The organism is Serratia sp. MF1(2023) (genome assembly GCF_030954545.1).
Lineage (GTDB): Bacteria > Pseudomonadota > Gammaproteobacteria > Enterobacterales > Enterobacteriaceae > Serratia > Serratia sarumanii.
Genome location: NZ_JAVHUX010000004.1, coordinates 119,935 through 142,619 on the forward strand (window position 1 = coordinate 119,935; position 22,685 = coordinate 142,619).

General features: G+C 59.1%; 18 protein-coding genes and 1 pseudogene. 15 read left to right on the forward strand and 4 right to left on the reverse strand.

Going from position 1 to position 22,685, the window contains the following annotated elements; translation table 11 throughout:
- The first annotated feature begins 244 nt into the window (after positions 1 to 244).
- The 7 genes from REA38_RS01405 (at position 245) to tcyN (ending at position 6,406) form a co-directional block, all read left to right on the forward strand.
- Positions 245 to 1,486, forward strand: a complete 1,242-nt coding sequence (locus tag REA38_RS01405) for a flagellin FliC (protein WP_043147611.1) — start codon at positions 245 to 247, stop codon at positions 1,484 to 1,486.
- 182 nt (positions 1,487 to 1,668) lie between these two features.
- On the forward strand, positions 1,669 to 2,391 hold the full coding sequence (locus tag REA38_RS01410) for an RNA polymerase sigma factor FliA (protein ID WP_004934752.1): 723 nt from the start codon (positions 1,669 to 1,671) through the stop codon (positions 2,389 to 2,391).
- Between the two features lie 55 nt (positions 2,392 to 2,446).
- On the forward strand, positions 2,447 to 2,956 hold the full coding sequence (fliZ, locus tag REA38_RS01415; RefSeq protein WP_033647756.1) for a flagella biosynthesis regulatory protein FliZ: 510 nt from the start codon (positions 2,447 to 2,449) through the stop codon (positions 2,954 to 2,956).
- 123 nt (positions 2,957 to 3,079) lie between these two features.
- On the forward strand, positions 3,080 to 4,072 hold the full coding sequence (locus REA38_RS01420) for a D-cysteine desulfhydrase (protein ID WP_025303239.1): 993 nt from the start codon (positions 3,080 to 3,082) through the stop codon (positions 4,070 to 4,072).
- A 115-nt stretch (positions 4,073 to 4,187) separates the two neighbouring features.
- Positions 4,188 to 4,988 (forward strand): cystine ABC transporter substrate-binding protein, encoded by an 801-nt coding sequence (gene tcyJ / locus REA38_RS01425; protein ID WP_308884679.1) that lies wholly within the window; start codon positions 4,188 to 4,190, stop codon positions 4,986 to 4,988.
- Entirely contained in the window at positions 4,988 to 5,650 is a 663-nt protein-coding gene (tcyL, locus tag REA38_RS01430) for a cystine ABC transporter permease (protein WP_041035592.1), read from the forward strand. The genes tcyJ and tcyL overlap by 1 nt, the downstream gene beginning before the upstream one ends.
- Positions 5,651 to 5,653: 3 nt before the next feature.
- On the forward strand, positions 5,654 to 6,406 hold the full coding sequence (gene tcyN / locus REA38_RS01435; RefSeq protein ID WP_033647754.1) for an L-cystine ABC transporter ATP-binding protein TcyN: 753 nt from the start codon (positions 5,654 to 5,656) through the stop codon (positions 6,404 to 6,406).
- A gap of 29 nt (positions 6,407 to 6,435) precedes the next feature.
- Here the strand turns inward: tcyN and REA38_RS01440 are convergent.
- Together REA38_RS01440 and putA are read right to left on the reverse strand one after the other, a co-directional pair.
- A pseudogene (locus tag REA38_RS01440) lies at positions 6,436 to 6,531 on the reverse strand (type II toxin-antitoxin system HicB family antitoxin); the annotation flags it as partial.
- Between the two features lie 211 nt (positions 6,532 to 6,742).
- Entirely contained in the window at positions 6,743 to 10,714 is a 3,972-nt protein-coding gene (putA, locus tag REA38_RS01445) for a trifunctional transcriptional regulator/proline dehydrogenase/L-glutamate gamma-semialdehyde dehydrogenase (RefSeq protein WP_308884683.1), read from the reverse strand.
- A gap of 571 nt (positions 10,715 to 11,285) precedes the next feature.
- Here putA and putP point away from each other — a divergent pair.
- The 6 genes from putP (at position 11,286) to lpxO (ending at position 18,950) form a co-directional block, all read left to right on the forward strand.
- A complete protein-coding gene (gene putP / locus REA38_RS01450; protein WP_033647752.1) occupies positions 11,286 to 12,770 on the forward strand; it encodes a sodium/proline symporter PutP in 1,485 nt (494 codons plus the stop codon).
- Between the two features lie 237 nt (positions 12,771 to 13,007).
- Positions 13,008 to 13,844, forward strand: coding sequence for an iron uptake transporter permease EfeU (efeU, locus tag REA38_RS01455; RefSeq protein WP_308884686.1), 837 nt, complete (start codon positions 13,008 to 13,010; stop codon positions 13,842 to 13,844).
- 13 nt (positions 13,845 to 13,857) lie between these two features.
- Positions 13,858 to 14,994, forward strand: coding sequence for an iron uptake system protein EfeO (gene efeO, locus REA38_RS01460; protein ID WP_041035588.1), 1,137 nt, complete (start codon positions 13,858 to 13,860; stop codon positions 14,992 to 14,994).
- Positions 14,995 to 15,005: 11 nt separating this feature from the next.
- Positions 15,006 to 16,304 (forward strand): iron uptake transporter deferrochelatase/peroxidase subunit, encoded by a 1,299-nt coding sequence (efeB, locus tag REA38_RS01465; protein WP_193146353.1) that lies wholly within the window; start codon positions 15,006 to 15,008, stop codon positions 16,302 to 16,304.
- A 719-nt stretch (positions 16,305 to 17,023) separates the two neighbouring features.
- On the forward strand, positions 17,024 to 17,812 hold the full coding sequence (gene phoH / locus REA38_RS01470; RefSeq protein ID WP_015378226.1) for a phosphate starvation-inducible protein PhoH: 789 nt from the start codon (positions 17,024 to 17,026) through the stop codon (positions 17,810 to 17,812).
- Between the two features lie 235 nt (positions 17,813 to 18,047).
- On the forward strand, positions 18,048 to 18,950 hold the full coding sequence (gene lpxO / locus REA38_RS01475) for a lipid A hydroxylase LpxO (protein WP_033634956.1): 903 nt from the start codon (positions 18,048 to 18,050) through the stop codon (positions 18,948 to 18,950).
- 37 nt (positions 18,951 to 18,987) lie between these two features.
- Here lpxO and chaA read toward each other — a convergent pair whose 3' ends face one another.
- Positions 18,988 to 20,091: a sodium-potassium/proton antiporter ChaA gene (chaA, locus tag REA38_RS01480; RefSeq protein WP_033647747.1), complete on the reverse strand. Its 1,104-nt coding sequence runs from the start codon at positions 20,089 to 20,091 to the stop codon at positions 18,988 to 18,990.
- 294 nt (positions 20,092 to 20,385) lie between these two features.
- The gene (locus REA38_RS01485; protein ID WP_033653656.1) at positions 20,386 to 21,204 is read right to left on the reverse strand and encodes a siderophore-interacting protein; all 819 of its coding nucleotides are present in this window, start codon (positions 21,202 to 21,204) and stop codon (positions 20,386 to 20,388) included.
- Between the two features lie 130 nt (positions 21,205 to 21,334).
- Between REA38_RS01485 and chaB the strand changes: the two genes are divergently transcribed.
- Both chaB and REA38_RS01495 read left to right on the forward strand, forming a co-directional pair.
- Positions 21,335 to 21,562, forward strand: coding sequence for a putative cation transport regulator ChaB (chaB, locus tag REA38_RS01490; RefSeq protein WP_033647745.1), 228 nt, complete (start codon positions 21,335 to 21,337; stop codon positions 21,560 to 21,562).
- Between the two features lie 252 nt (positions 21,563 to 21,814).
- Positions 21,815 to 22,510, forward strand: a complete 696-nt coding sequence (locus tag REA38_RS01495; RefSeq protein WP_308884695.1) for a gamma-glutamylcyclotransferase — start codon at positions 21,815 to 21,817, stop codon at positions 22,508 to 22,510.
- Positions 22,511 to 22,685: the final 175 nt, after the last annotated feature.

Sequence of the window (22,685 nt, forward strand, 5' to 3'; positions counted from 1 at the left end):
GCGTTATCGGCCCAGCGGTGAAAAAGTTTACTGAAAAAAACAAAAAAACGATGGCGCAATAGAAGAGGGAAAAACCGCGTTATTTCTGCCATTGCCGGCGGCGCAAAAAATTTTAAAAAATTGCTAAAGGTTGTTAGGGGAGGGCCGATACCTGAGGGGACGGTGGTTGACGCCGTGGGCAAACAAGCCCGAACCTTTTAACTGTGTTGCGAAGAACGCAACTGACTCGTAAGGAAAGCAAACAATGGCACAAGTAATCAACACTAACAGCCTGTCGCTGATGGCGCAGAACAACCTGAACAAATCTCAGTCTTCTCTGGGCACTGCGATTGAGCGTCTGTCTTCCGGTCTGCGTATCAACAGCGCGAAAGACGATGCTGCGGGTCAGGCTATCTCCAACCGTTTCACTGCAAACATCAAAGGCCTGACTCAGGCTTCTCGCAACGCCAACGACGGTATCTCCCTGGCGCAGACCACTGAAGGCGCACTGAACGAAGTTAACGACAACTTGCAGAACATCCGTCGTCTGACCGTACAGTCTCAGAACGGTTCCAACTCTGCCAGCGACCTGCAGTCCATCCAGGACGAGATCTCTCAGCGTCTGTCTGAAATCAACCGCATCTCCGAGCAGACCGATTTCAACGGCGTGAAAGTGCTGAGCTCAGATCAGAAACTGACCATCCAGGTTGGCGCGAACGACGGCGAAACCATCGATATCGAACTGAAAGACATCAACGCTAAAACGCTGGGTCTGGAAAAGTTCAGCGTGGCTGATGGCATTGATACGACTAAAGTTGGTGCAAAAGCGACTAACGTACAAACAGGCAAAGATCTCACCATCACTAACACCACGAACAAACAAGCAAATGGTGCTGCGCCAGCCAGCTTCCTGAAGGACAATGCTACCGGTGATATCTATGCTGTTGGTACCGATGGTAAGAACTATAAAGCAACCATCGACAAAACCTCTGGTGACATCACTGCAATTGCTGCTGCTGAAACCACTGGTCTGACCGATACCAGCGCGACAACAACTGTGAAGGAAGAAGTTGCTGCAAGCGGCCCAGATGCGGCTAACCTGCACTCTTACGACAACGGTAAATCTTACGTGATCCAGGAAGGTACCGGTGCCAATGCCAAATATTTCAAGGCGAGCGTAGACGCTACCGGTAAAGTGACCAAGGGCGCAGAGCAGTCCACCGAGCCAAAAACTGCCGACCCGCTGGCGACCCTGGACAAAGCGCTGTCTCAGGTTGACTCCCTGCGTTCTTCCCTGGGTGCGGTACAGAACCGTTTCGATTCTGTTATCAACAACCTGAACAGCACCGTTAACAACCTGTCCGCTTCTCAGTCCCGTATCCAGGATGCCGACTACGCGACCGAAGTGTCCAACATGAGCCGCGCCAACATCCTGCAACAGGCTGGCACCTCTGTTCTGGCACAGGCTAACCAGTCTACTCAGAACGTTCTGTCCCTGCTGCGTTAATCGTCTCTCCCGATTAACTGTCGCAAAGAAACCCCGCCTCGGCGGGGTTTTTTTATGCTCGCGCACCGCGCGGTTATTACATGGCGCAAATAAAGCCCGTTTTGTGCGACTGTTCAGCCGATTGGCATTCTGCCCCCTACGCATAATAGCGCTGACTCTCTTATCCGCAGGTTTAAGACATAGTGAGCGATCTGTATACCGCCGAAGGCGTGATGGACAAAAATTCTCTCTGGCTGCGCTACGTGCCGTTAGTGCGCCACGAGGCGTTGCGCCTGCAGGTCAGGTTGCCCGCCAGCGTGGAGCTTGACGACCTGCTGCAGGCCGGGGGAATCGGGCTACTGAACGCCGTTGAGCGTTATGACGCCCTACAGGGAACCGCCTTTACCACCTATGCGGTGCAGCGCATTCGCGGCGCGATGCTCGACGAGCTGCGCAGCCGCGACTGGGTGCCGCGCAGCGTGCGGCGCCATGCGCGCGAGGTCGCGCAGGTGATGCGGCAGCTGGAACAGCGTTACGGCCGCCCGGCGAGCGAGACGGAAGTGGCGCAGACGCTGAATATCTCGCTGGATGAGTACCGTCAAATTCTGTTGGACACCAATAACAGCCAGCTTTTCTCCTACGACGAATGGCGCGAGGAGCATGGCGAGAACGCGGAACCGATGCTGGAAGGGCATGAAGAGGCCAACCCGCTGCATCACCTGTTGGAAGGCAGCCTGCGCCAGCGAGTGATCGACGCCATCGAGGCGTTGCCGGAGCGCGAAAAAATGGTGCTGACGCTGTATTACCAGGAAGAGTTGAATCTCAAGGAGATCGGCGCCGTGCTGGACGTCGGGGAATCCCGCGTCAGCCAACTGCACAGTCAGGCGATCAAGCGCCTGCGCGCGCGGCTGGCGAACGATACCTGACGGCGGCCCGCCGCCCCTCAACTCGATGACTCATGCGACAATCGGACTGCCCCTTATGCCAGGAATACTGTTGAAGAAACGGCCGCTTAGCCGTTACCTGAAAGATTACAAGCACAGCCAGACGCATTGCTCCCAGTGCGGTAAGCTGTTGGACCGCATGGCGCTGGTGTTTCGCGGCAAAATCATCAATAAAGAAGCCATCGCGCGCATGGATCAGCCGATCGACGATGCGGTCTGGCAAAACGTGCAGCATGAGCTGACCGCACTGTGCCGCTTTTGCAGCGAGATTTCCTGCAACAGCCACCCGAGTTATTTCGACATCATGGCGTTCAAGCAATATCTGTTCGAACAGACCGAGATGAGCCACAGCACCATTCGCGAGTACGTGGTGCGGCTGCGCCGGCTGGATGAAATGCTGGTGGCGCGCAATTACCCGGCGGACAAATTCGCCAACTGCGCCAGCCATCAGCGCATCATTGACGATCTGCCTAGCGCGGCGCACAACAACTACCGCATTGCGCTGCGCAAATACGATCAGTATCTCGCCTGGCAGCGCAGCTACTGAGACTTTCCCCGGCCGCTGGCCGGGATCTGCGGCTCCCCCCGTGATAAAGGATGATTATTCAGTTCACATCTGCTAAATCTATCGGTTATCAGATGTCGATATTCGATTCCCTGGGGGGAAGTAGTGAACCTGCAACAACAACTGGCGCAATTTCCGCGTCTGGATCTGGTTGGCACCGCCACACCGCTCGAAAAACTGTCCCGTCTCTCCGATTACCTCGGCCGTGAAATTTACCTTAAACGTGACGATGTCACCCCTATGGCGATGGGCGGCAACAAGCTGAGAAAGCTGGAGTTTTTGGCCGCAGATGCGCTGCGTCAAGGCGCTGATACGCTGGTCACCGCCGGCGCCATTCAATCCAACCACGTGCGCCAGACGGCGGCGGTGGCGGCGAAACTGGGCCTGCACTGCGTCGCGCTGCTGGAAAATCCCATCGATACCCGTGCGGAAAACTACCTGACCAACGGCAACCGCCTGTTGCTCGGCCTGTTCAACGCCGAGGTGGTGATGTGCGAAGCGCTGCACGATCCGCAGCAGCAGTTGGCGGAACTGGCGACGCGCCTCGAGGCGCAGGGCTTCCGGCCTTACGTGGTGCCGGTGGGCGGCTCCAATGCCCTGGGCGCGTTGGGATATGTGCAGTGCGCATTAGAAATCGCCGAACAGAGCCAACGCAGCAACGTGGCGTTCAGTTCGGTGGTGGTGGCGTCCGGCAGCGCCGGCACCCATGCCGGGCTGGCGGTTGGGCTGCAACAGCTGCTGCCCGAAACCGAGTTGATCGGCGTGACGGTCTCGCGCACCGTGATCGATCAGCTGCCGAAGGTGGAGCAGATCCAGAAAGCCCTGGCCTGTTCGCTGAATATCGACGAACTGGCGCCGATCGCGCTGTGGGACGATTACTTCGCGCCGCAGTACGGCATGCCGAACGAAGAGGGCATGGCGGCGGTGCAGCTGCTGGCGCAACAAGAAGGCGTGTTGCTGGATCCGGTATACACCGGCAAAGCGATGGCCGGTTTGATCGACGGCATCGCCCAGCGGCGTTTCCGCGACGAAGGGCCTATCCTGTTCGTTCACACCGGCGGTGCGCCGGCGCTGTTCGCCTACCATCCGCAGGTGTAAATACCGCTTGTTATTCCATTTTGAACTATATTTATAAGGTTATATTCCTTTATGCGGGCGGTCGCACTGTTAAAGTGCTGATATCAAAAAAGATAAATAACACACAGGGGTGTTTATGATGTTTGCGAAAGTTCGTCGTCAATGGCTGTTGGGCGTGGTGGGCGTCGCGTTGGCCACCGGTTTGGCAACTCAAGCCTACGCCGCCGACAATCTGCTGCAGCAGGTGAAACAGCGCGGCACGCTGATCGTCGGTCTGGAAGGCACCTATCCGCCGTTCAGCTTCCAGGGTGAAGACGGCAAATTGACCGGTTTCGAAGTGGATTTCGCCAACGCGCTGGCGGAACATTTGGGCGTGAAGGCCAAGCTGAACCCGACCAAGTGGGACGGCATGCTGGCTTCGCTGGAATCAAAACGCATCGATGTGGTGATCAACCAGGTGACCATCTCTGATGAGCGCAAGAAGAAATATGATTTCTCCACCTCTTACACCGTTTCCGGTATTCAGGCGCTGGTGAAAAAAGGCAACGAAGGCACCATCACCAAGCCGGAAGATCTGAAGGGCAAGAAGGTCGGCGTTGGCCTGGGCACCAACTATGAGCAATGGCTGCGTGAGAATGTGCAGGGCGTGGACGTGCGTACCTACGACGACGACCCGACCAAGTATCAGGATCTGCGCGTTGGCCGTATCAACGCCATTCTGGTGGATCGCTTGGCGGCGCTGGATCTGGTGAAGAAAACCGGCGATACGCTGGCGGTAGCCGGCCCGGCATTCTCTCGTCAGGAGTCCGGCGTGGCGCTGCGCAAGAACAACCCAGAGCTGCTGGCCGCGATTGACCAGGCGATCGCCGAGATGCAAAAAGACGGCACGATGGCGAAGATCTCCGAGAAATGGTTTGGCGCGGACGTAACTAAATAATGCACGAAAGTATTCAACTGGCGCTGGATTCAGCGCCATTTTTATTGAAGGGCGCAATACTGACGCTTCAGCTTAGCCTGGGCGGTATGGCGCTCGGCCTGTTGCTTGGTTTTCTGCTGGCGCTGATGCGCCTTTCGCCGCTTTGGCCGCTGGCGTGGCTGTCGCGCATTTACGTGTCGCTGTTCCGCGGCACGCCGTTGATCGCCCAGCTGTTTATGATCTATTACGGTCTGCCGCAGTTCGGCATCGAGTTCGATCCTTTCCCGGCGGCGCTGATTGGCCTGTCGCTCAATACCGCCGCCTACACCTCGGAAACGCTGCGCGCGGCGATTTCGTCGATCGACAAAGGGCAGTGGGAAGCCGCCGCCAGCATCGGCATGACCCGTTGGCAAACCCTGCGCCGGGTGATCCTGCCGCAGGCGGCGCGCACCGCCTTGCCGCCGCTGGGCAACAGCTTCATCGGCCTGGTGAAAGACACCTCGCTGGCCGCCACCATTCAGGTGCCGGAGCTGTTCCGCCAGGCGCAGCTGATCACCTCGCGCACGCTGGAAGTGTTCACCATGTACCTGGCGGCATCGCTGATTTACTGGGTGATGGCGACCCTGCTTTCCGCACTGCAAAACCGTCTGGAAGCCCACGTTAATCGCCAGGATCAGGAGTAGCGCATGAGTGCCATTGAAGTTAAGCAATTGACCAAGCAGTTCAAGGGTCAGACGGTGCTGCATGGGATCGATCTGGCGGTGGACGCCGGCGAAGTGGTGGCGATCATCGGCCCGAGCGGCTCAGGGAAAACCACCTTGTTGCGCTGCATCAACCTGCTGGAGGAGCCGGATTCCGGCACCATTCGCGTCGGCGACATCCTGATCGACGGCAGCAAGCCGTTGAGCAAACAGAAAAATCAGGTGCGCGCGCTGCGTCAGCAGGTCGGTTTCGTGTTCCAGAGCTTCAACCTGTTCCCGCATCGTTCGGTGCTGGAAAACATCATCGAAGGGCCGGTGGTCGTCAAGGGCGAGGCGAAAGCCAGCGCGGAACAGCGCGCCCGCGCGTTGCTGGCCAAGGTGGGGCTGAGCGGCAAGGAGCAGGCTTATCCGCGGCGGCTGTCCGGCGGCCAACAGCAGCGAGTGGCTATTGCGCGCGCGCTGGCGATGCAGCCGGAGGTGATTTTGTTCGATGAGCCGACGTCGGCGCTCGATCCCGAGCTGGTAGGGGAAGTGCTCAATACCATGCGCTCACTGGCGGAAGAGAAACGCACCATGGTGATCGTCACCCATGAGATGAGTTTCGCCCGCGACGTGGCCGACCGGGTTATCTTTATGGATCACGGCCGCATCGTCGAACAAGGCCCGGCCAAAGCGCTGTTCGCCAACCCGCAGCACCAGCGCACTCAGCAATTCCTCGACAAGTTCCGGAATCAATAAGGCGGCGGGGGAGCTTCCCCCGCCCGCATTTACTCCGCTTTCAACAATTCGTTTCGCGCTGCGGCGGCGAGAAACCCACTGCGGCTGCCGTATCCCGGATGTTGCCGAACCCGAGAGTCAATGCGAATCGTAGCGGTCTGCTGCGGCTTTCAAGCAAACTAATCCGTTCTAAGCTCACCCTATTGTTATCGCCCATGAGGCGACACATCCTCATGCAAGGATAACAAGACGCTAACGGCTGACCGGGCTGCGGGCAATAAAAAAACCCTGCACGAGTGCAGGGTTTGCGTAGTGGTGAGCCAATCAGGCGGCAATGTATGGCCGCCTTGAGATGCGTTAACCGATGGTCATCAGGCTGGCGTTACCGCCGGCGGCGGCGGTGTTGACGCTCAACGAACGTTCGATCAGCAGGCGCTCCAACAGGATGTTGGTTTCACCGTGGGCGAAGCCTTGCACCGAGACGATGGCGCCGCCGCGCTGCGCGATCTGCTCGCACAGGGTGCGCAGCTGGTCGGCATCGCCGTGGTAGATGGCGGCGTCGAACTCGACCTTGTCCTGCTGCCAGTCTTTGCTGAAGGCGATGCGCGCCTGCACATCGTTCGGCAGGCGGCGGAACAGATTGCGCTGCAGTTCCGCTTCCGGCCACAGCGCGCTGCTGCCGACCGCCAGCACGGCGGCCAACTGGATCAGCGCGTCGGCTTCGTTATCCGCCAGGCACAGCACGCGTTCACGCGGCAGCAGGGCATAGGTATTGCGCTCGCCGGTCGGGCCCGGCAGCGGGCGTACGGTGCCGCCCTGGCCCAGTTCCGCATAGCGCTGCGCCAGTGCCGCCAGTTCGCCTTGTTGGCTGGTGACCGCCCATTTCTCCAGCGATTGCAGCGCGCCCAGCAGCTGCGGCCGCGCGGTGGCTTCCATCGGGCGCTCTTCGTCCTGACGGTGCAGCGTACGTTGCAGCGCGTCGTCCGGGCGGTTGGCCAGCAGACGGTACAGGTACAGCGGGCCGCCGGCTTTCGGGCCGGTGCCCGACAGACCTTCGCCGCCGAACGGCTGCACCCCGACCACCGCGCCAACCATGTTACGGTTGACGTACAGGTTGCCGACCTTGGCGCGTTCGGTCACCCGGGCGATGGTTTCATCGATACGGGTGTGAATGCCCAGCGTCAGGCCATAACCGGCGGCGTTGATCTGATCGACCAGCGCGTCCAGATTGTTGCGCTGGAAGCGCACCACGTGCAGCACCGGGCCGAAGATCTCTTTTTGCAGTTCGTCGAAGCTGTCGAGTTCGATCAGCGTCGGCTTGATGAAGGTGCCACGCGCCCACTCTTTCTCATCCTGCGCGCTGCCTTTGGCGGCCTGGTATACCTTGCGGCCTTTGGCGCGCATCGCCTGGATGTGGCGTTCGATGCCGGTTTTGGCGTCGGCGTCGATCACTGGGCCCACGTCGGTGGACAGGCGCTCCGGATTGCCCATGCGGCATTCGGCCATCGCGCCGCGCAGCATTTGCAGCGTGTGCTCGGCCACGTCTTCCTGAATGCACAGGATACGCAGCGCGGAGCAGCGCTGGCCGGCGCTGTCGAAGGCGGAGGCCACCACGTCGGTCACCACCTGTTCGGTCAGGGCGGAAGAGTCGACGATCATGGCGTTCAGGCCACCGGTTTCGGCGATCAGCGGCGTCGGGCGGCCCTGCGGATCCAGACGACCGGCGATGCTGCGCTGCAGAATACCGGCGACGTCGGTGGAACCGGTAAACATCACGCCGCGTACGCGGGCGTCGTTGACCAGCGTTGAGCCGACGGTTTCACCCTGACCCGGCAGCAGCTGCAGCACGCCTTGCGGAATGCCGGCTTCCAGCAGAATACGCACCGCCTGCGCGGCCACCAGCGGCGTTTGCTCGGCCGGTTTGGCCAGCACGCTGTTGCCGGCCGCCAGCGCGGCGGCGATTTGGCCGGTGAAGATCGCCAGCGGGAAGTTCCACGGGCTGATGCAGACCACCGGGCCCAGCGGGCGGTGGCTGTCGTTGGCGAAATCGTCGCGCACCTGGCCGGCGTAGTAGTGCAGGAAGTCGACCGCTTCGCGCACTTCGGCGATGGCGTTGTTGAAGGTTTTACCGGCTTCGCGCACCAGAATGCCCAGCAGGCTTTGCAGCTGGCTTTCCATCAGCTCGGCAGCGCGTTCGAGGATCGCGGCGCGCTCCGTCGGCGGCGTAGCGAACCAGATTGGGCCGGCGGCCGCGGCGGCGTCGAGCGCACGGCTGACTTCGCTTTCGGTGGCTTCACGCACGTAGCCGACCACATCGCCCGGCTCGGCCGGGTTGATCACCGGCTGTTCCACGCCCTGATCCAATTCGGCGTCGATGATAGGCTCCGCGCGCCACGGATGGCTGGCGCTGGTGAGCAGGGCGCTGGAGAGCGAAGCCAGACGCTGTTCGTTGGACAGATCCAGACCGCTGGAGTTGGTGCGCTTCTCGCCGTACAGCTCGCGCGGCAGCGGAATGCGCGGGTGCGGCAGGCCAATCTGGCCTTCGCTGGCCGCCAGCGCTTCCACGGCGCTGACCGGATCGGCCACCAGTTCGTCGAGCGGCAGGGTGGCGTCGGCGATGCGGTTGACGAACGAGGTGTTGGCGCCGTTTTCCAACAGGCGGCGCACCAGGTAAGCCAGCAGCGTTTCATGGGTGCCGACCGGCGCATAGATGCGGCAAGGGCGGTTCAGTTTGCCGTCGGCCACCTTACCCACCACCTGTTCGTACAGCGGTTCACCCATGCCGTGCAGGCACTGGAACTCATACTGGCCAGGGTAGTAGTTGTTGCCGGCCAGGTGATAGATGGCGCTCAGGGTATGGGCGTTGTGGGTGGCGAACTGCGGATAGATCAGGTTCGGCACCGACAGCAGCTTGCGGGCGCAGGCCAGGTAGGAAACGTCGGTATAGACCTTGCGGGTGTAGACCGGGTAGCCTTCCAGGCCGTCCATCTGGGCGCGTTTGATTTCGCTGTCCCAGTAGGCGCCCTTCACCAGACGGATCATCAGGCGACGGCGGCTGCGTTGCGCCATGTCGATCACCGCGTCGATGGCGAACGGACAGCGTTTCTGGTAGGCCTGAATCACGAAGCCGATGCCGTTCCAGCCGGCCAGCTGCGGTTCGAAGCACAGCTTCTCCAGCAGATCGAGCGAGATCTCCAGACGGTCGGCCTCTTCGGCATCGATGTTGATGCCGATATCGTACTGACGTGCCTGCAGGGTCAGCGACAGCAGACGCGGATAGAGTTCTTCCATGACGCGTTCGTACTGCGCGCGGCTGTAGCGCGGGTGCAGGGCGGACAGTTTGATGGAGATGCCTGGGCCTTCATAGATGCCGCGGCCGTTGGAGGCTTTGCCGATGGCGTGGATCGCCTGCTGGTAGGAAACCAGGTAGGCCTGGGCGTCGGCTTCGGTCAGGGCGGCTTCGCCCAGCATGTCGTAGGAGTAGCGGAAGCCTTTTTCTTCGAGCTTGCGCGCGTTGGCCAGCGCTTCGGCGATGGTTTCACCGGTCACGAACTGTTCGCCCATCAGGCGCATCGCCATGTCCACGCCTTTGCGGATCAGCGGCTCGCCGCTCTTGCCGATAATGCGGTTCAGCGAACGCGACAGATTGGCTTCGTTATGCGTGGAGACCAGTTTGCCGGTGAACAGCAGGCCCCAGGTGGCGGCGTTGACGAACAGCGACGGGCTGCGCCCCAGGTGTGAGTGCCAGTTACCGTTGCTGATCTTGTCGCGGATCAGGGCATCGCGGGTCGGTTTGTCCGGAATGCGCAGCAGCGCTTCCGCCAGGCACATCAGCGCCACGCCTTCCTGCGAGGAGAGGGAGAACTCTTGCAGCAGGCCTTGCACCATGCCGGCGCGGCCGTTTGCACTTTTTTGGTTACGCAACTTCTCGGCGATGCCATAGGCCATTTTGTGAGTAGCCTGAGCAAGATCGGCGGGTAATCGCGCCTGTTCGAGCAACATCGGCACCGCTTCGGTCTCCGGGCGACGATAGGCGGCGGTGATGGCGGCGCGGGTGACCGACTGCGGCAGAATTTGTTCGGCGAAATCGAGGAATGGCTGGTGTGACTCTTCCTGCGCTTGCGGCATAATGTCGTCCGCTTCAGGCTGGCCCGCAGCGGCCAGCGCGGGAATTTCAGGAATATCGGAACCGCTCTCGAGACGCTCGAGGTAATTAAAGATGGCCTGCTTGATGAGCCAGTGCGGCGTGCGATCGATGCGCTGCGCGGCGCTCTTGATCCGGTCGCGTGTTGCCTCGTCGAGTTTCACGCCCATTGTGGTAGTGCCCATGCCTATCCAACTCCTGTGTTTAGAACCTATCCCATCAGGCTAGACAAACGGCAGGCCGGAAAGCCTGTTGGGATAGGTTCGTGAGATGTGTGGGGTTAAGAATGCAGACAATATCCTGCATGTTGCAACTTTGTGCAACCTTGTTAAATCAGGCTGATGAGCGAAGTGTGAGTTTCATCGATTTTTTAACATCGGCAGTTGGCATGAATGTTGCGTTATTGAGCGAATGCGGCGGGGTTTATGCGGCCGCAGGCGTTTTACCTTGCGGTATATAAGGGTAATGGCCAGGTGCAACTCATTTTACTTGTCGTGAGTGCAACCTTTGGGCCCGGTAAATGTGACGCAGGGTAAACTTTGTGTAACTTTGTTGTTAAATATCTTGTTGGTTGATGAAAGGCTCATCTAGGATAACCGACGGTCAACAATTACGGGCAGAAACTATTTTACCTGCACTCGCTCGCAGGCTGCGCCACGTTCCGGCGCGGCGGCCAGTGAAATGCATTGCGCGTGGGTTTACCGGCGCCGGCGTGGCCGGAGCGAAACGCGAATAATAATGAAAGTGGAGAATTAAATGACAATGAGCACACCTATGCTGGTGACCTTCCTGGTGTACATTTTCGGGATGGTGCTGATCGGCCTGCTTGCCTACCGGGCAACCAACAACTTTGATGACTATATTCTCGGCGGCCGCAGTTTGGGCAGCGTGGTGACCGCGCTGTCCGCCGGCGCTTCCGACATGAGCGGCTGGCTGCTGATGGGCCTGCCGGGCGCCATCTTCCTCTCCGGCATCTCCGAAAGCTGGATCGCCATCGGCCTGACCATCGGCGCTTACCTGAACTGGAAGCTGGTGGCAGGAAGGCTGCGCGTGCATACCGAAGCCAACAACAACGCCCTGACGCTGCCGGACTATTTCACCAGCCGCTTTGAAGACAACAGCAAGCTGCTGCGGGTGATCTCGGCCATCGTCATCCTGGTGTTCTTCACCATTTACTGCGCCTCCGGCATCGTGGCCGGCGCGCGTCTGTTCGAAAGCACCTTCGGCATGAGCTACGAAACCGCCCTGTGGGCCGGCGCCGCGGCGACCATCCTGTATACCTTTATCGGCGGTTTCCTGGCGGTGAGCTGGACTGACACCGTGCAGGCCAGCCTGATGATTTTCGCGCTGATCCTGACGCCGGTGATCGTGATCTTCGCCGTCGGCGGCATCGATACCTCGATGCTGGTGATCCAGGCGCAGAACCCGGCGAACCTCGACATGCTGAAGGGGCTGAACTTCGTCGCCATCCTGTCGCTGCTGGGTTGGGGCCTGGGCTACTTCGGCCAGCCGCACATCCTGGCGCGTTTCATGGCGGCGGATTCTCACCGCACCATCCGCAGCGCGCGCCGCATCAGCATGACCTGGATGATCCTGTGCCTCGCCGGCACCATCGCCGTCGGTTTCTTCGGCATCGCTTACTTCGCCAATAACCCGGATCAAGCCGGCAACGTGTCGCAGAACGGCGAACGCGTGTTCATCGAGCTGGCGATGCTGCTGTTCAACCCATGGGTGGCGGGCGTGCTGCTGTCGGCGATTCTGGCGGCGGTCATGAGTACGCTGAGCTGCCAGCTGCTGGTGTGCTCCAGCGCGATCACCGAAGACCTGTATAAGGCGTTCCTGCGCAAAGGCGCCAGCCAGCGTGAGCTGGTGTGGGTCGGCCGCGTGATGGTGCTGGTGGTGGCGTTGATCGCCATCGCGCTGGCGGCCAACCCGGAGAACCGCGTGCTGGGCCTGGTGAGCTACGCCTGGGCAGGTTTCGGCGCCGCCTTCGGCCCGGTCGTGCTGATCTCGGTGCTGTGGTCGCGCATGACCCGCAACGGCGCGCTGGCCGGCATGCTGGTCGGCGCGGTGACGGTTATCGTCTGGAAACAGTACGAATGGCTGGGCCTGTATGAAATCATCCCGGGCTTTATTCTGGGCTGCCTCGCTATCGTGGTAGTGAGCCTGATGGGCCGCCGGCCATCCGCCACCATGACCGAGCGTTTCGATCAGGCGGAAGCCGAGTATAAAACGGTGTAACGCCGTTCGATGTCAGTCAGCAAGGGGCGCGTAACGCGCCCTTTTTTTCGCCTGCCGATCGCCGTCATCCAACACCTGGTGACATTTGATTAGAAAAAATCACGCTGGCGCCTCTTGTATTTCTTCTTGGCAGAATGATAATCACTCTCGTTGCATTTTACGTTTCTTTACAGAGTTGCGCAGCGCATGTCGAGCCAGCTTTCTCTGCCGCCGCGGTCTTTTCAGGGGTGATTATTTATGTTCGTTCCCTTTCTTATCATGTTCCGTGAAGGGCTGGAGGCCGCGCTGATCGTCAGCCTGATCGCCAGCTACCTGAAACGCACGCAGCGCAGCCAATGGCTGGGCGCGGTGTGGATCGGCGTGATTGTCGCCGCGGCGCTGTGTCTGGCGCTCGGCATCTTCATCAATGAAACCACCGGCGAGTTCCCGCAGAAGCAGCAGGAGCTGTTCGAAGGCATCGTCGCGGTGGTGGCGGTACTGATCCTCACCTATATGCTGTTCTGGATGCGCAAAGTGTCCAAGTCGGTCAAGGTGCATCTGGAAGGGGCGATCGATCAGGCGCTCAGCGCCGGCAAAGGGCAGGGTTGGGCGCTGGTGGCGATGGTGTTCTTCGCCGTGGCGCGCGAAGGGCTGGAGTCGGTGTTCTTCCTGCTGGCGGCTTTCCAGCAAGACGTGGGTGCCGCGGCGCCGATCGGCGCGGTGCTCGGCCTGGCGGCCGCCATCGTGCTGGGCATGATGATTTACTGGGGCGGGGTGAAGCTGCACCTGGCCAAATTCTTCAAATGGACCAGCCTGTTCATTCTGTTCGTCGCCGCCGGGCTGGCCGCGGGGGCGATCCGCGCCTTCCATGAGGCCGGTCTGTGGAACCACTTCCAGGACATCGCCTTCGATTTCAGCAGCACCCTGTCGACCCATTCGCTGTTCGGCACCCTGCTGGAAGGCATTCTCGGTTATCAGGAAGCGCCGACGGTCAGCGAAGTGGCGGTCTACTTCCTGTATCTGATCCCGGCGCTGATTTTCTTTTTCCTGCCGCAGCGGCTCCGGCGCAACGTAAAATCAATCATTAATGTTTAATAGGGAATCTCGTATGTCTACTCCGTTATTTCGCCGCAAGGCGTTGCACGCAGCATTACTGGCTATCCCGGCGTTTGCGCTGAGCATCGATGCGCTGGCGGCGGACGTGCCGCAGGTCAAGGTCACGGTCAACGACAAGCAGTGCGAACCGATGCAACTGACCGTGTCGGCCGGCAAGACGCAGTTTGTGGTGCATAACACCAGCCAGAAAAACGTCGAATGGGAAATCCTGAAAGGGGTGATGGTGGTGGAAGAGCGCGAGAACATCGCGCCGGGCTTCACCCAGAAAATGACAGCCACGCTGGAAGCGGGCGAATATGACATGACCTGCGGGCTGCTGAGCAATCCAAAAGGCAAACTGACCGTCACTGCGGCGGCCAACGGCGCCACCGACGGCAAGCCGAGCGCGCTGGATCTGGTTGGCCCGATCGCCGAATACAAAGTCTACGTCACCAAAGAAGTCGATGGGCTGGTGAAACAGACCAAGCTGTTCACCGACGCGGTGAAGGCCGGCAACGTGGAGCAAGCGCGCAAGCTGTATGCGCCGACCCGTCAGCACTATGAGCGCATCGAGCCGATCGCCGAGCTGTTCTCCGATCTGGACGGCAGCATCGACGCCCGTGAAGACGACTACGAGAAGAAATCGGCGGACCCTAACTTCACCGGTTTCCACCGTCTGGAGAAGGCGCTGTTTGCCGACAACTCGACCAAAGACATGGATAAATACGCCGATCGGCTGTATCAGGACACCGTTGAGCTGCAAAAACGCGTGGGTGAACTGACCTTCCCGCCGAGCAAGGTGGTGGGCGGCGCAGCCGGGCTGATCGAAGAAGTGGCGGCGAGCAAGATCAGCGGTGAAGAAGACCGCTATAGCCGCACCGACCTGTGGGATTTCCAGGCCAACGTCGACGGCGCGCAGAAGATCGTCAACCTGCTACGCCCGCTGCTGGTCAAGGCCAACAAGCCGCTGCTGGACAAGATTGACGCCAACTTCAAAACCGTGGACACCATTTTGGCGAAGTACAAAACCAAAGAGGGCTATGAGTCCTACGAGAAGCTGAGCGAAGCCGATCGCAACGCGTTGAAAGGGCCGATCACCACGCTGGCGGAAGACCTTTCCCAACTGCGCGGCGTGTTGGGCCTGGACTGAGGCATAGGATTATGAGCAACAAGGCAGGCCCGAACAGCGGGCCGCATCCGCAATCGCAGGGGGCGGCCTCGCCTTCGCGGCGCCGTTTGCTGCAAGGGCTGGGGCTGGGCGCACTGGCGCTGGGCGGCAGCCGCCTGGCGCAGGCGGCGGGCAACGCGGCGGAGCCGTTGGCGACGCCGCAGGATGAGCGTTGGCAGAAACAGCCGTTTTATGGTCGCCATCAGGCCGGGGTGCTGACGCCGCAACAGGCGGCGATGATGCTGGTGGCGTTCGACGTGCTGGCGACCAGCAAAGCGGATCTGGAGCGTCTGTTCCGGCTGCTGACCGATCGCATCGCGTTCCTGACCCACGGCGGCAAGGCGCCGGAAGTGGATGCCAAGCTGCCGCCGCTCGATTCGGGCATCATGGGGCCGGAGATTTACCCGGACAACCTGACCATCACCGTTTCGGTCGGCGCATCGCTGTTCGACGAACGCTTTGGCCTGCAGGCGCAAAAACCGCTGCGGTTGCAGAAGATGACGCGCTTCCCCAACGATGCGCTGGACGCCGCGCTGTGCCACGGCGACCTGCTGCTGCAGATTTGCGCCAACACCAATGAAACCGCTCTCCACGCGCTGCGCGATATCATCAAGCATTCGCCGGATCTGCTCAGCGTGCGCTGGAAGCGGGAAGGGTTCATCTCGGCGCATGCGGCGCGCAGCAAAGGCAAAGAAACGCCGATTAACCTGCTGGGCTTCAAAGACGGCACCGCCAACCCGAAAACCGACGACACACCGCTGATGGATAAAGTGGTGTGGGTTGGCGACAGCGCCGGCGAGCCGGCGTGGACGGCGGGCGGCAGCTACCAGGCGGCGCGCATTATTCGCTTCCGCGTGGAGTTTTGGGATCGCACGCCGCTGCAGGAGCAGGAAACCATCTTTGGCCGCGAAAAGCACAGCGGCGCGCCGCTCGGTATGAAGCATGAACATGACGAGCCGAACTACGCGAACGATCCCGACGGCAAGGTGATACCGATGGACGCGCACATCCGGTTGGCGAACCCCCGCACGCCGGAAAGCCAAAGCAACCTGATGCTGCGGCGCGGCTACAGCTATTCCCTTGGCGTCTCCAATGCCGGGCAGCTGGAAATGGGGCTGCTGTTCGTCTGCTATCAGGCCGATCTGGAAAAAGGATTCCTGACGGTGCAAAAAAGGCTCAACGGTGAAGCGCTGGAGGAATACATCAAGCCGATCGGCGGCGGGTATTTCTTCGTATTGCCGGGTGTGAAAGAGGGCGGCGACTATCTGGCCAGCGGCTTGCTCAAGGCCTGAGTGCGCAATGACGAGGCGCGATCTTCCGCCTCGTTTTACTTTGGCTTGCCTATTGCGCGGGACATTGCACGACGAAGTTCAATTCGATGCTTTGCCTGCGGGTTAAAAAAATCTGCACGGCTCACCGGCTTTGAATTGCGCAAAATTTAATCGAGAAACCAAAGTGTCATTTGCGGTTTTTAATTGCAATTCATTGATATTTTTGGGGTGAAAATTTTTCTGGAATGACGTGTCGAGCGTGATATAGTGTTTTAGCGCTAACTGAAAACAAAAGATATTAAATTTTTTTACATTTTAGTAACGCGACGAGATTGAATGTCATTATACTGTAATCATCTGGCGGTAGTTTTCACACGGTGCACAGCTTGAAGCTGTAAATATCACTGCGGGGATCGCTAATGGTAAAGTCCTTGGTTGGGCTGGAAAGAAAAAATAACACATCTCACCTGATTTCTCGTTGTAACGAGGGTTATCTCTCCGACTCTCTTTTACCGGCAACTCCGCACTCTTATCGCTACCGAATTTCATCACTTTTTACTCCACGTTTACAGATGCAGTCCGCGTTGTCCCGTGAAGACACGGCGCTTAAGCGTTGCCGTCAATTCACCTTGTCCCTTGGCTCTTATTGGCTCGGAGGAGGCCAAAACCTAATACGTGTGTGAAACATAATCGCGCGGCCAAGCCGTTGCGGTAGGTGAAACAAACTGTAAGGTGCCACTATGGGTAGACAGAAAGCAGTGATCAAAGCACGTCGTGAAGCGAAACGCGTTATTCGTCGTGACGCTCGTAGTCATCGCCAGCTGGAAGAAGAGTCTGTGACCTCGCTGGTGCAAATGGGGGGAGTCGAGTCTATCGGCATGGCGCGAGACAAGCGCGATAGCTCACCCATCGAGGCTAGAACCGAAGCTCAGGGTCATTACTTATCAGCCATAGAGAATAAGCAGCTGATCTTCGCCACCGGCGAAGCCGGCTGTGGCAAAACATTCATCAGCGCCGCCAAGGCGGCGGAGGCGCTGATTCATAAAGAGGTGGATCGGATTATCGTTACCCGTCCTGTTTTGCAGGCGGATGAAGACCTCGGTTTCTTGCCGGGGGATATCTCCGAGAAGTTCGCGCCTTATTTCCGCCCGGTGTATGACATTCTGGTACGTCGTTTAGGATCTTCCTTTATGCAGTACTGCCTGCGCCCGGAAATCGGCAAGGTAGAGATTGCGCCGTTCGCTTATATGCGCGGGCGCACCTTCGAAAATGCGGTCGTTATCCTGGATGAAGCCCAGAACGTGACCGCCAGCCAAATGAAAATGTTCCTGACCCGCCTGGGAGAAAACGTGACGGTTATCGTTAACGGCGACGTGACCCAGTGCGACTTGCCGCGCGGGGTGAAATCCGGCCTCAGCGATGCCCTGGAGCGCTTCGAAGAGGACGAGATGATCGGCGTTATCCGCTTTGAAAAACAGGACTGCGTGCGTTCCGCTTTGTGCCAGCGCACGCTCAACGCTTACAGTTAACCTATCCGCTAATGGAAAGGCCGCTTCGGCGGCCTTTTTTATCGCCCCTCATTTATCATTTCGTTTAACCTTTGTGTAAATTATTGTGGTTTTTTGTATAGATTTTCGTTGAGTTAGCGTCAATGATTAGTGAGTGCCAGATTGGCGCGCAATTTGCCTGTGCCGCCAAAAGGACATTATCTGGGGTGTGCGCCGCGCGGCGCATAGCGTGTAGGTTCCTTGATGCGATTCAAACATGAAATACATCGTTCTGATTTTGCTTATTTTATGCGTCGTCTATGTGCATTACCGCGGACGGGTGCGCTACAACGTGTGGCGGCAGCTGTCTGACCATTCCACCTTTACCGCACCATTGAACGTCTTCATGTATCTGTTTTCCCGTGTGCCGACCACGCCGTACCTGAAGCCGGAGCAGTTTCCTGAGCTGGCGGTGTTGAGAGATAACTGGGAAACCATCCGCGACGAAGGACAGAAGCTGATGGAGATCCAGCAGATCAAGGCGTCCGATCAATTCAACGACGCCGGTTTTAACTCGTTTTTCAAGACCGGTTGGAAGCGCTTTTATCTGAAATGGTATGAAGACAGCCATCCCTCCGCTATGACCCTGTGCCCGCAGACCACGGAACTGCTGCGCAGCCTGCCTTCGGTCAAGGCGGCGATGTTCGCCGAACTGCCGGACGGCAGCCGTTTGCCGCGCCACCGCGACCCTTACGCCGGTTCGCTGCGTTATCACCTGGGGCTGATTACCCCCAATGATGACCGCTGCTTCATTGAGGTGGACGGCGAGCGCTACAGCTGGCGCGACGGGGAAGGCGTGATGTTCGATGAAACCTATCTGCACTACGCGGAAAACCAGAGCGGGCAGAACCGTCTGATCCTGTTCTGCGACATCGAACGGCCGATGCGCTACCGCTGGGCGCAGGCGGTGAACCACTGGCTGGGGCGCAATCTGATGAGCGCCGCCACTGCGCCGAATGAAGAGGGCGATCGCACCGGCGGCGTCAACAAGATGTTCAAATACATCTATGCGATACGCCGGGTGGGGAAACGCCTGAAGGCCTGGAATCGCACCGGTTACTACATCATCAAGTGGATTTTGTTCGGGGGGATCGCCGCGGCGATATTCTTCTCGGTATAAACGAAGGCGGGGGCGCACGGTGTGCGCCCCTTTTTGATCAGGCGAAGATAGTCATCATGTAGGCGGCGAACAGCGCCAGGTGGGCGGTGCCGTTCAGCACGTTGGTGCGGCCGGTCGAGAACGACAGCTGGCACAGCAGCAACACCGTCAGCATCACCACGATATGCGGCGTTTGCAGGCCGAAGATCAGCGTCTGCCCGGTCAGGGTGGCGATGATGGTGACCGCCGGCACGGTCAGGGAGATGGTCGCCAGCACCGAGCCGAAGAACAGGTTCATGGCGCGTTGCACCTGATTGTTCAACACGGCGCGCAGCGCGCCCAGCCCTTCAGGCGACAGGATCAGCAGCGCCACCAGGAAACCGGTGAACTGCGCCGGCGCGTTCATTTTGGTCAACAGACCTTCCAGCGGATTGGCATTGAACTTGGTGACGGCGATAACCGCGATCAGGTGCACGATGAGCCAGGCGGCATGCCAGGCGCTGCTGTGGGAAGAAGGCTTGCCGTGATGCGGGTCGCCGTCGTCGTCTTCATGCTCGTACACGAACAGGCTCTGGTGGGTTTTGGTCTGGATCACCAGGAACACGCCATACATGGCGGCGGAGATCAGCGCTACCAACAGCGCTTGCCCGGTGCTGAAGTTGCCGCCCGGCAGCGCGCTCGGGAATACCAGCACGATCACCGCCAGCGGGAAAATCGCCATCAGGTACTGTTTGATGCCGCCCAGATTGACGTACTGGGTGGCGAATTTGCGCCCGCCGAGCAGCAGCGCGAAGCCGACCAGGCCAGCGGAAACGATCATGATGATGGAGTACAGCGTGTCGCGCATCAGCGCCGGCGCGGCGTCGCCGGTGGCCATCAGTGCCGAGATCAGGCTGACCTCGAGGATCACCACCGACAGGCTGAGGATCAGCGAGCCGTAGGGTTCGCCCAACCGGTGAGCCAGCACGTCGGCGTGGCGCACCACGCTGAAGGCGCTGCTGAGGATCCCCACCAGCGCGAGAATATTGATGCCGACGATCAGCGGAAAGTTAGCGGTGCTGCTCCACAGGTTCAACACCACCAGCGCGGCGATGGGAAAGATCAGCGAGTATTCGGTGTGGCGAGATTTGGTGGATCGGCCAGGATCGTGTTGCGACTTCATGAGGGTGGCACTCCTTCTCAAACAGCGTAGCCCGTCGGCGCCGGTCGCCGTGGCACGGCAACTCTGCGTTTCCAGTAGGTATTTTATATTAGGATACACCCGCGGCGCCGGTGTGATGTTGTTTTTATCTGAGAAAGCAATTGCTTGCTTTATGTGATCAGGGTAGCAAAAAAACCGCACGGGGTGCGGTTTTATTTACTTACTTTTACGCAGTAACGACAATTTTTAACGTTAGATTTGAGAAAAGTCGTGTTTACTCATTTACCGCTTGGTTAATCAAGGAAAACGAGACCGTTAGTCATCAATATTATCCATGATTTCATGCCGTTTATTGTGGTAACCCTCTTCATTTAGCCCCTCACGCCAGTAAGGTACGGCATAAAGACGATTGCGATCGCATTGGCGTTCACGGCGCAGGTAGCGGCGCAGCCCCACCACCAGGCGATCTTCACCGGCGAGCCAGAAGTGCGCTTCGCCCTGCGGCAGGGACTGCGCGCGGAACTGAGCGATCAGTTCGTCGGTTTTCTCCGTGCCGCCGACGATCCAATTGACTTCAACATCAGCGGGTTTTTTCAGGTCAATTATGTCAGCGGTGCTGTCGACGCGGACGAAAGCGCGCCCGGCGCTGTGCTGCGGCAGGTTTTCCAGCAGCGCGGCCAGTGCAGGCAGCGAGGAAGGATCGCCCGCCAGGCAGTAGAAATCGGCCGCCGGCAGCATCGGTTTGGGGCCGCCCGGGTTGCTGATGCCGATTTTATCGCCGATTTTCGCTTGGCGCGCAAAGTCGACCGCTGGGCCTCGGTGATCGTGAATCGCAAATTCGATGTCCACTTCCGCCTGTTCCGGGCGCACGGCGCGAATGGAATAGGTGCGCACGATCGGGCGCACGGCGTCCGCGGCCCAGCGCGGGCCGTTTTCGGTCAGCGTCGGCAGATCCGGCTGAGTTTGGTCGGCGAGCGGCAAAAAGACTTTGATGTGCGCAGCGGCGGCGTTGGCCGGGTAGTAGCGCAGATCGGGCGCGGTAAAGGTGATGCGGCGCAGGTGCGGCGTAATGTCCTGTACGGCGCTGACGGCGATCAGGTAGGGGGCGCGTGAGCGAGGGGCTTCGGTAGTCACGGGGATCTCCTTATAGTTCGTTTGGCGGTGAGTATACCATGCCGTTTGATAATGAGAATTGTTTGCTCATTGAGGCGCAATCGCCTGTGAGCTAGGCTTAAGGCTCACGCAATACGCACGGGAGGACGTGATGCCATACCAAGACACGAACGACTTGCCGGACAATGTGAAGCATGTGCTGCCGGCCCATGCGCAGGCGATTTATAAAGAAGCGTTCAACAGCGCCTGGCAACAATATCGGGATCCTGAAGATCGACGCGGTGACGCCGGCCGGGAAGAGACGGCGCACAAGGTGGCCTGGGCAGCGGTCAAACAAAGCTATCGCAAGGGCGACGATGAGCGCTGGCACAAAAAGTAACGCCTTTCATGCCCGGTAAAAATCGCGCAGACGTTATGCTGACCTCGGCAATTAATATTATTGCTGCTCAGTACAAATACTTTTCCACGTTAACGCCGCTTTGCAACTTGATTGCGCGGCGGGAAAAGAATATGGTCATTATTAATAGGCGCGGTTATTGAATTAATAAAATTCCGCACCAAAAAATAAAATTGCAAAGGTTCAGTAGTGGCGAGGGAGGACGAGAAATCGTATTCCCGGGAGATTGTAACAGTGTTAACGCGAGATTTTCTGCAAAAAGCGGATTGCAAAACCGCCTTTGGCGCTATTGAGGAGTCGCTGTTGCTGACGCCTGAACAGCGCGCAGCCTCGTTGGCATGCACATTATCGCGCCGGCCGGATCACAGCCCGGTATGGGTATTCGGTTACGGTTCGCTGATGTGGAATCCGGTTTTCGAATCGGAAGAAGTGCGGCCAGCCATACTGCAGGGCTGGCATCGGGCGTTCTGCATGCGTTTGACCGCCGGGCGCGGCACGCTTCATCAGCCGGGGCGCATGCTGGCGCTGAAAGAGGGCGGCCAGACCACCGGATTGGCGTTTCGTCTGCCGGAGAGCAAGCTGCGCGAAGAGCTGGAGCTGCTGTGGAAGCGCGAGATGATCACCGATTGCTACGTGCCGACCTGGTGTGAGCTGCAGCTGGAGGGCGGTGAGGCCGTCACGGCGCTGGTGTTCGTGATGAACCCGCAGCATCCGCTGTTTGAAGCAGACACCAGCCACCAGGTGATCGCGCCATTGATCGCCAGCGCCAGCGGCCCGCTGGGCACCAACGTGCAATACCTGTTTGCGCTGGATAACGAGCTGAAGCACCACGGCATGCAGGATGATTGCATCGGCGATCTGGTGCGTTACGTGCAGCAATGGTTGCAGCAGAACCGCCCCGGCGCTTTCGGGGTCGAGGCCACGGCCTGAGGCGTTGGCGGGGCGGCAGACAGTAAAGGGCTCAGCGTGTGAACTGCACCCCAAATGTTGGACACATCTGACATTTGGAGGTGCAGTTCTATGAAGTTTTCGCTGCAAGACAAACTCAGTGCCGTCCGGCATTACCTTGCCGGGCTTGGCAGCCAGCGGCAAACCGCCAGAAAGT

Excerpts from the sequence above, each read along its gene's own strand:
- chaA (WP_033647747.1), bottom strand. The coding sequence starts at position 20,091 with ATGAAGTCGCAACACGATCCTGGCCGATCCACCAAATCTCGCCACACC.
- efeB (WP_193146353.1), top strand. The coding sequence starts at position 15,006 with ATGAGCAACAAGGCAGGCCCGAACAGCGGGCCGCATCCGCAATCGCAG.
- putP (WP_033647752.1), top strand. The coding sequence starts at position 11,286 with ATGACAATGAGCACACCTATGCTGGTGACCTTCCTGGTGTACATTTTC.
- efeO (WP_041035588.1), top strand. The coding sequence starts at position 13,858 with ATGTCTACTCCGTTATTTCGCCGCAAGGCGTTGCACGCAGCATTACTG.
- efeU (WP_308884686.1), top strand. The coding sequence starts at position 13,008 with ATGTTCGTTCCCTTTCTTATCATGTTCCGTGAAGGGCTGGAGGCCGCG.
- putA (WP_308884683.1), bottom strand. The coding sequence starts at position 10,714 with ATGGGCACTACCACAATGGGCGTGAAACTCGACGAGGCAACACGCGAC.
- fliZ (WP_033647756.1), top strand. The coding sequence starts at position 2,447 with ATGCCAGGAATACTGTTGAAGAAACGGCCGCTTAGCCGTTACCTGAAA.
- REA38_RS01405 (WP_043147611.1), top strand. The coding sequence starts at position 245 with ATGGCACAAGTAATCAACACTAACAGCCTGTCGCTGATGGCGCAGAAC.
- tcyL (WP_041035592.1), top strand. The coding sequence starts at position 4,988 with ATGCACGAAAGTATTCAACTGGCGCTGGATTCAGCGCCATTTTTATTG.
- lpxO (WP_033634956.1), top strand. The coding sequence starts at position 18,048 with ATGAAATACATCGTTCTGATTTTGCTTATTTTATGCGTCGTCTATGTG.
- phoH (WP_015378226.1), top strand. The coding sequence starts at position 17,024 with ATGGGTAGACAGAAAGCAGTGATCAAAGCACGTCGTGAAGCGAAACGC.
- tcyJ (WP_308884679.1), top strand. The coding sequence starts at position 4,188 with ATGATGTTTGCGAAAGTTCGTCGTCAATGGCTGTTGGGCGTGGTGGGC.
- chaB (WP_033647745.1), top strand. The coding sequence starts at position 21,335 with ATGCCATACCAAGACACGAACGACTTGCCGGACAATGTGAAGCATGTG.
- tcyN (WP_033647754.1), top strand. The coding sequence starts at position 5,654 with ATGAGTGCCATTGAAGTTAAGCAATTGACCAAGCAGTTCAAGGGTCAG.